Annotated in this window: 16 protein-coding genes and 1 pseudogene; 9 read left to right on the top strand and 8 right to left on the bottom strand. The window is 33.0% G+C overall.

All coding sequences use genetic code 11. The annotated features are described in order from the left end of the window. Window positions 1-15 precede the first annotated feature (15 nt). Genes AC3WOM_RS12525 through AC3WOM_RS12535 form a run of 3 tightly spaced genes read left to right on the top strand, consistent with a single transcriptional unit; the run spans window position 16 to window position 2,676 of the window. Window positions 16-717 carry an ABC transporter ATP-binding protein gene (locus AC3WOM_RS12525; protein WP_492447118.1) on the top strand — a complete coding sequence of 234 codons (702 nt, stop codon included), beginning with the start codon at window positions 16-18 and terminating at the stop codon, window positions 715-717. Beyond that, a complete protein-coding gene (locus tag AC3WOM_RS12530) occupies window positions 707-2,293 on the top strand; it encodes a hypothetical protein (RefSeq protein ID WP_492447119.1) in 1,587 nt (528 codons plus the stop codon). The genes AC3WOM_RS12525 and AC3WOM_RS12530 overlap by 11 nt, the downstream gene beginning before the upstream one ends. Further along, entirely contained in the window at window positions 2,290-2,676 is a 387-nt protein-coding gene (locus AC3WOM_RS12535; RefSeq protein WP_492447120.1) for a GntR family transcriptional regulator, read from the top strand. The genes AC3WOM_RS12530 and AC3WOM_RS12535 overlap by 4 nt, the downstream gene beginning before the upstream one ends. A gap of 74 nt (window positions 2,677-2,750) precedes the next feature. On the opposite strand, the gene AC3WOM_RS12540 is transcribed toward AC3WOM_RS12535, so the two are convergent. The 3 genes from AC3WOM_RS12540 to AC3WOM_RS12550 form a co-directional block, all read right to left on the bottom strand. Further along, complete coding sequence (locus tag AC3WOM_RS12540) at window positions 2,751-2,924, bottom strand: hypothetical protein (protein ID WP_283872963.1); 174 nt, start codon at window positions 2,922-2,924, stop codon at window positions 2,751-2,753. Continuing rightward, entirely contained in the window at window positions 2,908-4,335 is a 1,428-nt protein-coding gene (locus AC3WOM_RS12545) for a recombinase family protein (RefSeq protein ID WP_492447121.1), read from the bottom strand. Before AC3WOM_RS12545 ends, AC3WOM_RS12540 begins: the two co-directional genes overlap by 17 nt. A 131-nt stretch (window positions 4,336-4,466) precedes the next feature. Continuing rightward, window positions 4,467-4,751: a hypothetical protein gene (locus tag AC3WOM_RS12550; protein ID WP_492447122.1), complete on the bottom strand. Its 285-nt coding sequence runs from the start codon at window positions 4,749-4,751 to the stop codon at window positions 4,467-4,469. 271 nt (window positions 4,752-5,022) lie between these two features. Here AC3WOM_RS12550 and AC3WOM_RS12555 point away from each other — a divergent pair, with 271 nt between their 5' ends. The 4 genes from AC3WOM_RS12555 (at window position 5,023) to AC3WOM_RS12570 (ending at window position 6,628) form a co-directional block, all read left to right on the top strand. Continuing rightward, the gene (locus AC3WOM_RS12555) at window positions 5,023-5,172 is read left to right on the top strand and encodes a hypothetical protein (protein ID WP_492447123.1); all 150 of its coding nucleotides are present in this window, start codon (window positions 5,023-5,025) and stop codon (window positions 5,170-5,172) included. A gap of 394 nt (window positions 5,173-5,566) precedes the next feature. Beyond that, window positions 5,567-5,737, top strand: a complete 171-nt coding sequence (locus AC3WOM_RS12560) for a hypothetical protein (RefSeq protein ID WP_427548859.1) — start codon at window positions 5,567-5,569, stop codon at window positions 5,735-5,737. Between the two features lie 351 nt (window positions 5,738-6,088). Next, complete coding sequence (locus AC3WOM_RS12565) at window positions 6,089-6,310, top strand: hypothetical protein (protein ID WP_492447124.1); 222 nt, start codon at window positions 6,089-6,091, stop codon at window positions 6,308-6,310. A gap of 90 nt (window positions 6,311-6,400) precedes the next feature. Further along, the gene (locus tag AC3WOM_RS12570; RefSeq protein ID WP_492447125.1) at window positions 6,401-6,628 is read left to right on the top strand and encodes a hypothetical protein; all 228 of its coding nucleotides are present in this window, start codon (window positions 6,401-6,403) and stop codon (window positions 6,626-6,628) included. A gap of 86 nt (window positions 6,629-6,714) precedes the next feature. Here AC3WOM_RS12570 and AC3WOM_RS12575 read toward each other — a convergent pair. Next, window positions 6,715-7,398 (bottom strand): annotated as a pseudogene (locus AC3WOM_RS12575) (IS3 family transposase); the annotation flags it as partial. Between the two features lie 516 nt (window positions 7,399-7,914). Here AC3WOM_RS12575 and AC3WOM_RS12580 point away from each other — a divergent pair. Beyond that, on the top strand, window positions 7,915-8,454 hold the full coding sequence (locus tag AC3WOM_RS12580) for a hypothetical protein (RefSeq protein WP_492447126.1): 540 nt from the start codon (window positions 7,915-7,917) through the stop codon (window positions 8,452-8,454). Window positions 8,455-8,615: 161 nt separating this feature from the next. Further along, the gene (locus tag AC3WOM_RS12585) at window positions 8,616-8,945 is read left to right on the top strand and encodes a hypothetical protein (RefSeq protein WP_427545761.1); all 330 of its coding nucleotides are present in this window, start codon (window positions 8,616-8,618) and stop codon (window positions 8,943-8,945) included. Window positions 8,946-9,277: 332 nt separating this feature from the next. Here AC3WOM_RS12585 and AC3WOM_RS12590 read toward each other — a convergent pair whose 3' ends face one another. The 4 genes from AC3WOM_RS12590 to AC3WOM_RS12605 form a co-directional block, all read right to left on the bottom strand. After that, entirely contained in the window at window positions 9,278-10,318 is a 1,041-nt protein-coding gene (locus AC3WOM_RS12590; RefSeq protein ID WP_427545763.1) for an Ig-like domain-containing protein, read from the bottom strand. 134 nt (window positions 10,319-10,452) lie between these two features. Continuing rightward, a complete protein-coding gene (locus tag AC3WOM_RS12595; protein WP_492447127.1) occupies window positions 10,453-11,199 on the bottom strand; it encodes a 3'-5' exonuclease in 747 nt (248 codons plus the stop codon). 140 nt (window positions 11,200-11,339) lie between these two features. After that, entirely contained in the window at window positions 11,340-11,954 is a 615-nt protein-coding gene (locus AC3WOM_RS12600) for a stalk domain-containing protein (RefSeq protein ID WP_427545767.1), read from the bottom strand. Window positions 11,955-12,027: 73 nt separating this feature from the next. Then, window positions 12,028-12,159, bottom strand: a complete 132-nt coding sequence (locus AC3WOM_RS12605; RefSeq protein WP_492447128.1) for a hypothetical protein — start codon at window positions 12,157-12,159, stop codon at window positions 12,028-12,030. Window positions 12,160-12,429: the final 270 nt, after the last annotated feature.

A 12,429-nucleotide genomic window follows, 5' to 3' on the forward strand; every position in this document is an offset into this window, starting at 1 on the left:
GATGGTGATGAATGCATGTTATTAATAGAAGATTTACAGAAATCGTATGGACAGCATGAAGTATTAAAGGGCGTAGCATTAAAGGTAGAAAAGGGAGAGGTATTGGGGTTTGTAGGTGGGAACGGGGCAGGTAAAACAACAACATTAAATTGTATTACTGGCTTAGTAGAGCAGGATTTTGGAAAAGTGATGATTAATAATGTACCAAAATCACAGTCACTAGACTATAAAAAGCAATTTTATTTTATCCCTGACACCATTCATGTTTTTCCAAATATAGCTGCCTATGATTGGATACATTTTGTTTTGAGCTTATATGAAAAGACAGATGATGCAAAACTACAAAGCTTCATCCATGTCTTTGGTATGGAAAAAAGTATAAATAAGCCACTGGGACCGTATTCTTATGGAATGCTCCATAAAATGGCGTTGATTACTGCCTTTACGATTAGTCCGCCTATTCTTATAATGGATGAGCCTTTAAATGGACTGGATCCACTTGCAGTTGTTGCTTTTAAAAATTGTCTAAAAGAATATGTTGAGAATGGTGGGACGGTTCTGTTTTCCACTCATTTGTTGGATGTTGCCGAGAAAATTTGCCGATCCATTTGTTTTTTAAAGGATGGCAAGATCGTTTTACATGAATCTGTAGAAAATCTGCTAGTCGATGGAAGCCTAGAAACTATTTTTATGGAGAAACAAGCTAATGAAGGATAATTTGCCATTAATTAAATTTTTCTTAACATCCGTTTATACAAAACCAAAGCAACCATTGGTACAAGTGCTTTTATTGCTAGCCTTTATTTATATAGCCTTACAGTATTGGGCATTTATCTTTATGATTTATTTTTTTGCTTCCTCAGAGGTGTTTTTATTTTACAGCTTTATAGTATCGAATAGTATCACATATATACTGATTTCCTATTTTGCGATTTCAGTAGTGTTTAGTCAAAGTGATTTTTCTATCTTAGCTCATTTGCCGATTTCAGTGAAGCGGATTGTAATGGCGAAAATAGTAAGTGGCATAGCTCTACCAATCTTGGTAGTAGGAATTCTCTCCATACCAACATTTATTATTTTATTAATAGAGTTTAATATAGGAATTGCTGCAAAATCTATTGCATTTTTACTTGTGGTAAACATCTTTATCACTTTATTTCTTCTATGTATTTTATCTGTTTTGAATCATTTTCGTACTATTTTTAAGAATATAGCCATGTATTTGATGGTTAGAATGACACTTATTTTAGGGATTGGCATTTTCCCAATAGTCTTTTTGGGGCTGAAGAATGCAGAGGCAATTAAGCTTGTTTTAGCGAAAATAGATACATCTACCATCGCATCATTAATTGCCTCCATATCAGATTTTCTTGACATAGGCTATCGTTTTGCAATGCAACAGCCATGGCTTGCGGGATTATTGCCATTAACGACTGCTCAAAGTGTATTTTATTTCTCTATAGTATTCTTACTGTGCTTTTTATTGTTTAACGTAACCATAACAATCATTGGGTCTAAGTATTATGAATATGGTTCGTCTGTGAGCAAAATTGAAAAAACGGCTAAGGTTTGGAGAAGAAATACTAATTGGAGTAATTACTTACAACGAGAATACTGGATTATTCAATCTGAACCCTATTTTAAAATGCAAGCGATCTTAGGTATCATTATGACACCAATCGGCACAGTAATTTTGCTAATTGTGATTCGGATGAATATGCTACAGGCTGACTGGATTGTTGACAATAAAGCTTATCTTTTTGTCTATATGATTTTGTTTTTGAGCTGTATGAACAATATTAGTGGAACACCCTATTCTAGAGAGGGGAAATACTATTCTTCAAGCAAAACATTGCCCTTGGAGCCACACAAATTATATTTGGCAAAAGTAGTGATTTCTTCATGTATCAGTACACTATCAGTCATAGTAAGCTATAGCATTTATATGCTATTTGAAAAAAATGACATGATAATGATGCTGTATTTATTGATGACATTACTATTAGTCTTTTCCTATAATTTATTGTCTCCACTTTACGATAGAAGACATCCATTACTTGACTGGACCAATCCATCAGAGGCTATTAAATCCAATCCGACAGTATTGATTAGCTTACTATATGGATTACCTTTATTGATAATCATTGCACTACTTCATTTTGGCTTGCTTAAGTTCAATGTTTCACCATGGATTACAGCAGTTATTATTTTGATGATTGTAACTATAAGTACAATCACGTTAATTTATAAAATAGTTGATCGTAAGAACAGGAAGGGATACGTAAACAGTTGAACGTAAAAATAGATATAAAGAGTAAAATCCCATTTTATCAACAACTAACACAGCAGTTGCTTTTAGCAATAGCGATAGGAAATTTGCAATATGGTGATCAGCTACCCTCGATTCGTGATTTAGCAAGGCAAACAAATCTCAATCTTCACACCGTTCATAAAAGTTATAAGGAGTTACAAAAAAGGGGCATTATTACAATAAAGCCTCGTTCAAAAGCATTTGTGATTCATGAAAATTCCACCGAAGCTCAGGTAGCGAACCTTCCGCAAATTGCTAAGAAAATGGAACAAATTATGATTGAAGCTTATGTTTTAGGGATTGGTGAACACCAACTTAAGCAGTTGTTTCAGGAGGGGGTGGGGAAGTATTATATGAAGTATTAGCATTCAGAAATGAGGTGACTTCTGTTATTTACAAAAGTCATCTCAAAATTGTTTATTTATACCTTTCAATATAGTTAAATCAAAAACACCGCCACAATCGTCGTAATAACAAGACCAATCACTACGGGTAATAAATTACGCCTTGCAAGTTCAAATGGACTTACATTGCATATGGCAGCAGCAGGAATTAACGCCCAAGGAATTAATGTACCCCCACCAATAAAAGACATATTATTTAGCTGTAACAATTATGATTTCTCTGGCTTGCTTACTGCTCGTATAATCGTCCTTTGTATCAATTACAATTTGCTCAAATATGGTCGTCATTAATTGCTTCCGTTCGTAATCATCAGCATTTAACCAAAGAGTATCGATGTTGCGAATAATGGATCTGATTTCCTCGTGATGCCGAATGTCCTGCTGCTGAATATTCTTTAACTCCCGTCGAATTTCTTTTTCTTTGTCCCGTAGCTTTTCAGTTTCAAGTATTAATTCATCAATATCAATAATATCATTTTCGAACATGGTTTTTTTCTTGAGTAAAAGCTTTTGTATGGAGGCCAGTTCATGCTGTAATGAGGAGAGCTGTGCTTTAGGAAAGTTGGCTTCGCCTTCATTACTTTTAAAATGACCACCCACTAAGTCATCCCACTGGGCAAATACCGTTTGTACTAAATTGTTTTCTAAAATCATATGACTAGTACAGGTTTTTCCTGCTTTCTTTCCTGAACATCGGTAGTTCTTTTTCTTGCCTACTTTGTGCCCTGACATTGAGTGACCGCATCTAGCACATTTTAAAATCGAAGAAAAATAGTAATTGCTTGTTTCACGTTTTCCGCCAAAGGTCCTGCGCTTATCCAACAAATCCTGTAGCTCCCAGAATTCATCACGATCTATAATGCATTCGTGATTTCCCTCGAATAGCTCCCGTTTGCGAGGTGGTTTTTTGATGTCTTTGGGATTAGAGCTGAACATTAAATAGCCAGCGTATGTAGGATTATTGGCAATATCTCGCACACTGTCTACATGCCATCCTCCGCCTCTTCTTGTAGGGATTCCTTTACTAGTTAGTTGACGAGCTAGTGTGTAAAAGCCTATTGATCTAGCTAACTTAAATATTTCTTTTACAATTTGAGCCTCTTCTTCATCTATCCCTAATTCACCATCAATGACCTTATAGCCATAGGGAGGGGTGCCACCTTTCCAGCGTCCCAATTTCACTTTCTTTTCTAATCCAAAGCGCACTCGTTCCGCCGTATTTTCTCGCTCCCATTGTGCAATAGCTGCCACTAGGGTGATAAACAAACGCCCCATAGCATTAGTAGTATCATAGACTTCTGTTGCAGATTTAAAATTACATTCGTATTGATCTAATTCTGCTAAGATAGTATGCAGGTCAGGCACAGATCGAGTTAATCGATCAAGTTTATACACTAGTAGGACATCAATGCCCCCATGTTTAATTCGATCAAGCATATTTTGGAAATGAGGTCTGTTTAAATCTTTAGCAGAATACCCATCATCGATATAGGGCTTCTCAACAATTTCCCATCCTTGTGAAACACAATAGGCTTCTAATTTCTCAATCTGGGCAGCTATTGAAAATCCGTGCTTGGCCTGTTCATCTGTACTCACTCGAACATAGATGACGCATTTCATCAGTATTCACTCCTAATAATAAGAAAAGAGCGAGACAAAGGAGCCTTGCTCTTTAATTTATATATAGCACTAAAATTGCATATCATTCATATAATTTTTGCTGTATTACTTATTTTTAGTGTTATTCTTGTTTAACCTAATTTTCCTCTTTGCCCTTCGGAAGCTGATGATGTTCCTGGCTTTTGCCCAGCCTCTAATTCTTGACGATAGCTTTCTAATTCAGCATCGATTTTATTTTCGACTGTTACCGCTATTTCGGAGCGGTTTTTGAATAATTGCTCCACATGGTTAAGCAATGTTTCTCGCACATCTCGATCAAGATCCATATAGCCCTTCATGATAGCAATCTCTAATTCTGTGAGGTTGCTTTTTTTTGCGTATTCATCCAGTGAGAAAGTTTCAGGTTGAATAAACATTTCATCTTCACCTGTACGAAGCCAGTGCTCGTTTACATTGAACTCTCTGCAAATATCATAAAGAGTTCGATTCGGTATCCGAAGGTGAGGCATGTTCAATTTGTTATAAAAAAACAGGTACTCTTTGGTGTGATGACGGGACATATATATGCTAAGATTGCGCGCAAAGAATGAATGATATCGGAAATGAACTAGATTAATAAATTAGGTGTTCCACGTATGAAAGTGACAAGCCCAATCGACATATTCTGATAAAAAAGGAGTGTGGGTGATGAAAGCGGTAAAAATGACAGAAGAAAAGGTTCGAAAACTGTTACCAATCGTTGAAAGTATTCTGTCAAGGGAATACGGAAAAAAGGTGACATTAAAGGACCTAACAGTAGGAGGCATTACTGTTTATAAAAAAGATTGCGCAAAATAGCGCAGTCATGTCCCATTTTGTACAAGCATTCTAATCCATGTAAAAGGACTGATGCTTTGAACATCCTAGTAAAGCGTTGGCTCAACATGACACCTAGTGAACGTTTATGTCGTATCTTCCTACGAACCAATTTACAGTACCTGAAAGGGGGAGTTCATGGAACATAAATTTATTTACTATAAGACAAGTTAATTTTAATATCGTTTCAAAAAAAGGGAGGGGAATAATCAAAAATCAACAGGTATTGTGAGAAGTAGATGAGCTAGTTCGCATTGTTTGCCATGTCGCACAATAAGGTGCTACGCAATGCATTAATTGATGAAACAGCCAAGCGGTAGCATGTGTTTAATGTATGAAGAATATATTAATTTAAATGTAAAGGATAGAAAAGGGGATGGGGATTATTGGATTATTAAATATTGTTATGAACGCTTTCGGGATTACCATGATAACATTGTTTATTTTTCTTTGGTCAGCTGATGAAGAGAAGTGGAGTTTAAAGGGCATAGCTTCTTACGCAGTTCCTACAGTATTAGTTTATTTTGTTGTTTTTGTGTTTGTGTAGAAGATAGAAATTTCTAGTATCCAATATAGTGAATCTCCTAACACTAGCGAAGTTCACTAAAAAAAGTTGTAAATTGATATTATCAAGTTTTATCAAAAGCGTTCGGAAATGCTCCTAAGAAACGTTTTACAATAATAAACAGGTTACTGGTGCCTGTATGTCGGAAACAAGTAATCGAGACTATTAAATTGATAGTCTCTTTTATAATAACAATACATTCCATCTATCCTATGATAAGGTAAAAATGAGGTGTATGTAATGGATATAGAAAAGAAACTTTATCCTGCATATTCCTAATAGTGACATATCATTCCATGTACATTATGATTAATTTTGAAGGTGGTGAAATAAATGAGTGTGAAAAACAAAGTAAAATATTCTAATATGGTTACAGTAATATCTATGTTAGTATCAACTTTCTTTTTTATAAAGCTTATTCTTAATAAGGGAATTGAACAAGTACATTATTTAACATCTACATTATATGTAGTAGCTATTGTAGTGTCGATTATAAGCTTTGTTGTACATTGGAAGACTAAACAGGTCATTAAGAGAAATGAAGGTCATGCCTAACTAGGTGTGGCTTTTTATAATGCTTCATTTTCTATTGATTACTTCAATCCCATTTGTCCCATGATATAGGTAGATGGGGGGTGTTGGTTAATGGATTATGAATATAAAGTAAAGTTTTACTTTGACGAAAGTCGCGAAGAAGAATATAAAATCAAGACTAATATTGGACAAGAAACATTTGCAGAAGAAATTTCTAATGGCTTGAATGAAAAGTCATGGTATTCATTTACTGAAACAGAACATTTTAAAACAATATTAATAAATACTAATGATGTTTATAAAGTATCGGTAGTGCAAAATGTTATAGAATTTGATTAATCAATGTATTAAGTCACACTCATTATGTAGTGAACCCCAAAAGTTAGACTTTAACCGGAATGGATTTCTCCATTCTGGTTTTTCTTTTATGCAGCCAATCTTTTACGATAGATGACTGGACTACATCCAAGTTTACTTTTTATTCGCTTGTGATTGTAGTAGTAGATATATCTATCAATCGCTTGTTTTATTTCTTCAAAATTAGTAAAGATAGTTCCATAATACATTTCTTGTTTCAGTGGGTCAAAGAAGTTTTCTATTGGCGAATTGTCTAAGCAGTTTCCTTTTCGAGACATGCTTTGGAATGTTTTATTGTTTTTAAGTAGATTTGCGTATTGTTTCATCTGATACGCCCATCCCCGGTCTAAATGAAAAGTTCGTCGATAAGGGCAATCTGATGTCCGTTCAATTGCCTCTAGTTGAGCGTCATGAATTGCTTGTGCGTTCGGTCATTCAGATAATCGATAGGAAATTATCTCACCATTAAACATGTCTAGAAATGCATCTAAATAAGCCTTTTTAAAGGTTACTTTTCCATCTTCTCCAGTAACGAAATACTTGAATTCAGAAGTATCCGTTGTTAATTTTTGATGGGGGATGGATGTATGGAAACAGCGGTGAATACGATTCTTCTCAACCGTTCCAACAGTACCTTTGTATGTACTATATTTGCGAGATTTTCTCGTAAACTTCACGCTTTGTAGACCAAGTTTCTGCTTAATACGCTGAATTTTTTTATGATTCACAACGATTCCGCGGTTAGGTAATTTTTTAGCCGAGCTGGTCATTCATTATTGAAATCATAATACTAAATATGACATTTTAGTGAAGAAAGTTATTTAAGTATAAGAACAGAATTAAATAAAAAATTCAAGTGTTTCAGTGAAAAGTTCATCTAAAATAATACTTACGTTATAAGAAGTGATTATAATAGCGTCAAAAAATGGCGGTACCTTGGCGTGATTTGGCGTGATTTTTAAAATAAATAATTAATTCCGTCAGAAATTGGCATGATGAACGTCAAATAATGGCGTAAACATCCAATTGAATTTCTACTTTAAGGAATGATAGGATGAAATTAACTCGAGGGTAAGTAATATTACATAGTAAATATAAAACGACAGGGGTCATAGAAATATGTACAATCTGCACTTTTAGTAAGTACAGTTGCACTTCCTTTACAGGTTTCAAATTTAGAAAAAGCATCCGCATCGGAAGTTACTAAATTTTCCGCAGAAGTATTATCAGAAATAGAAGCCATTACCAACAATTCAGAGTCTGTTGAATTGATTAGTGTAGATGAATTACCTAAAGGAATACCTTTTGTTAATTTCGATACAATAGAAGATTTTGAAAAAGCAGTAAAAGAATTAGACGAAGAAAATAAAAACCCACAAATTGTTAATATAGATACAGAATACATGTCTCTATCAAATCAGATGATTACTACTAAGGCGGCAGATTCTTCATCCACAACTGATAGACTTGAAGTATTAATAAAGAAATCATGGAATGCTCTAAAAGCTGCTACTCAACCTACAACTGTTACTGTTGATGTAAAGTATAGTTATACTGGAAGTGGATCAACTAAAGCGTTTTCATCTATAAATAATGTTAGTTCTTATAGTTTAGGGTTCCCAACAACGTGGATACAAACTGATTATAATAAAAGTTTTTATAATTTTAAAAAAGGAGTTAGCTTAGAGCTACTTGGTCATAATGTAGTAGGTTCTGTAATTGCTGGTCAACAAATAGGAGCAAAAGTATCGGATGAAATAACATTTAACTATAATATAGCGGGGGAAAAATATATAATAGAAGATTAAGACTTGTAATATCTATACCTGTAGCTAGAACACTAATAGAGTAGTGTTCTAGCTACAGGTATCTTTTAAATATTTGAAATTCAAAATAAAGTGATCTAACGGTGCAGATTAGTTTAACGAAAATTTTATGGTGAAATACTATTTAGGGAGGGATAGAAACGATGAATTTATTATTACTCTTTGGGTTAATTGTATTAGTATTAGTAAGCTTATTAAGCCCCAAAAATAAAATGACCTCCACTAATAAGAAATTATATATTTTAAGTCTTATTTCAACTGTTATTTTTGCCTTCATACCAGCAGTTGGTTATCAAGTCGATAGTAATGGGTATCATCACTTTGGTTTTCCTGCTGAGAGTTTTGTAAATCGTGGTGGATGGGTTTTTACCTTTAGTTCTTTTGGACTTTTGCTTAATTTTTTTCTGTTTTACTGGTTTTTTAAGCTATTACTATATCTATGGAGAGTGTTAATAGTACGAGTAAAGATGTAATGTCAGTCTGATATTTTTAAATTACCTTATTGAGCAAACGGGTAGCTTTAGTTTTTAATTTGGTAATAATAAATAAAAATAGGAACAGGCAAGTATAATTAAGATTTTTTTAGTAATTGGATAAACTTAGTTAAAAATGTATATTATCCAAGACAATATGATTATATTTCTTATTAAACCATTTGTTGGATTTCATCGAATTACTTGAATTGATATAATAATTCAGGTGCAACTTTTCCCTTCTGCATAAAGGGTTAAGATGCACCATTCCTCAAATACACACCAAAGCCTAGGTACTCAATTAATTAATTTGAGCCTGGGCTTTTTATGGTTTAGTATTCTCTTACTTCAAATGAAGTAATCTTATCATGAACGACATATTCTGTTACCTTTTTATAAGGTGAAATTGTTTTTGAAAATTTGAATGTTGATGAACCTTGGGCACTCTCAAACCAATTTAAGTAGTTGTTTAAAACTGTATTCGTTACATCATATTCTTTAGTAATACCATTCACCAAGGTAATACTAAGAATAGCACTTGAAAATGCATTATCTGGTTTTTTAACAATAACCGTACTTGTAGCTGAAATATCTGTGTTTTCTATTGTTGATGTAATGATTGTAGTACCTTCGCTAATAGCAGTTACATTCCCATTCTGATCTACAGTAGCAATCGATTCATCACTTGATGTCCAAATTACTTTAGTACTATCTGGGGTAACTGTAGCAGTTAATTTATCTTGGCTACCTTCTAACAACTCTAACACATTTCTGTCTAAGGTAATTGATTTTTCTACTTCGACATGAGCTCTCAATATGCCATCAACATCAATAGCATCAAAGGCTAAATAAGAATTATCATCGGATTTCTCTATTAAAACAGTGTGTTTTGTATTTGATAAACCACTTTTCTCGTATACTAAAGTTTGCCATGGGATAGAAGAACTAGTTGTATAAGCTGAATAATAATCTACTATCTCTCCATCAATTGTAACTTTTGTATTTTTATCGCGATTTTGGTGTGGTGCATCTATTATACGAAATTTTGTGCCTATAAAATCAAATTTAATATAGGTTCCTATGGAATTTCCTGGTGATTGACCGTTTTTATATGCTCTATTTGGTTGAGATTGATAGAACATTTTATTTTTTATTATTAATGGATTAGAATCGTCATATCTTTTCCAACCTATTTCAGGTTTTAATAACCTACTTCCTACTACTGCACTATTTTCAGACGTATTATCTAAATTAGTTACGCCTTCTTCATAATCCACTACTTCTGCGGCTGAAGCACTTTCCATACTAAAGCTACCTAGTACTAACAGCATTAACGCTAAATAAATAAAACCTTTTTTCAACAAATTAACCACTTATGTATCCTCCTTAAAATTGTCTAAGTTTATTTCTTTTAATAACCTATAATAACAACTTTAACCATACCTATACTTATTTACCATAATAAAAATCGTCTAATTCTAATAAAAAAGCCACTCATTTGATTGACTTAATTTTTGACTAAACTTTGCTCATAACAATACTTATATAATTCAGCAGTTACATAGCAATCGTGTAGTGCATCATGAGATTTTAAATGATTCAATTTTAAAAAACTTTTCAATGTAGACAATTTGTGATTTTTCGTAAAGTCAATATATTTACGAGAAAGTGATAACGTGTCGATAACTCTATATTTTATGTAAGATAATTTTTTCATATTATTAATATTTGTAAGTAAAAATTTCATATCAAAAGGAGCATTGTGAGCTACAATTGTTTCGCCTTCTAAAAACTCCACTAATTCATATATCTTATCAAATATATAAGGCGCGTTCTCTACATCTTCATTTGTTATTCCCGTGATACGTGTTATCTTTGCTGGTATATCTTCAATCGGATTTATGTATGTGAAAAATTCATCTATTCTTTCAAAATTTCTATATTTCACTGCAGCTATTTGAATGATTGAATCTTCTTCTGCATCAAGTCCTGTTGTTTCAAAATCCAATACAGTAAAATCAGTAACGAATTTTCGTGTCTTTGTATACTTTAAATATTCTTTATCGTTATCAGTTATCCGTTTAGGCTCATTAAATTCTGCTCTAAGTGTAATTGTGGGAGGCTTGTTCATTCTTAATTTTATAGGACCAAGCTCATGTTCTTCCTGTGCTTCAATCTCCTCCTTAGGTTCTTGTTTTTCAACAAGTGTATTAATTGGTTGTTTTTTAGAAAATAATTTTTTTAACCAATTCATGCTAATAACCTCCTTTTGTATTCCATTCTAGGAAATTCGAAGGTAAAAGTACATACAAAAAAACAGACAACCTTTTTAGTTATCTGTTTTGTAATTAAAACAATTAAAATTACTATGAACGTGTTTTCTAAAAAGAAAGTTTATTTTGTAATCTTTACATTATTAAATCTGTAATCTGTCCAGTTAGCACGAATTAAAATATTTATTGAATCAGCATCAACAGGAGCATAGAAAATAACATCTTCAGCAGTTACGCCAGGCTCAATATAGGTATCAGCGTGAGGAACATTTTCTTTTTTATAATATCTTTCAAAATTGAATTTAGAGTTATAACTGTACTGTTTTCCATTTGCGACAATCTTAGATAGATCGCTTCCATTGCTAATTTTATCATTTGTGTTATTTACATATGTAACATAAATTTTTAATGAATCAGAATCTTGCACAACTTTATCAATTTTAACTGTTAAATTATCAATTGTTTTTGACAAATCAGATTGAGTAGTAGTTGTAGTTGATCCAGTAGCATTTGATGTAACTGCATAAGTATTAGATTTACTATCATAAGTAACCTTTCCACCGTATAATCCCGCAATAGCATCTAATGGTACATATGCTTTTTTGTTGATGATCTGAACATCAACAGATTGTTTCTTTCCATCAAAAGTGAAATTATACTTTGTTGCAGCATACGCACCCATGCTGAAAGTTAATAGTAATACAAGTACGCTAAATAGAATCGTTGATTTTTTCACTTCAAAAGCCTCCTTTTTTTCCATTTTATTCGAATCTATATAAGGTGTATATAATAAAAAGCAGACAACTGTGTTAGTTATCTGTTTTATGTTCCGTATTGGACTGTTTAGCTTGTTCAATGACTTCCTCAAAGGCTGCTCTAATTTCCTCAACCGTATAACCAGCTTCCAGTAATTCCTGGGTTGTTTGTTCTAGTTTGTTCATTAATTATCTCCATTTAATATTTTATCTATCTCCCACATTTATAATATTGAAATTTGCTAGAAATATCAAAAGAGCCGTATTTGCAGGGGTATAGTAAGGCTGTGGAGCGTTCTAATATGAAGTCTAGTAAATCATTACATATAGTAGGTACAGAAAATAGAGGGCGTCTATTACTGTTTTATAACTGGTTCAATGAATGGGATTTTACTCAAAGCAAAATTACCCTGAGTAGTACATAGGGAACCATCGTTAGATAATTTGCTGAAATGG

Source organism: Lysinibacillus sp. FW301-JW8 (genome assembly GCF_058788755.1).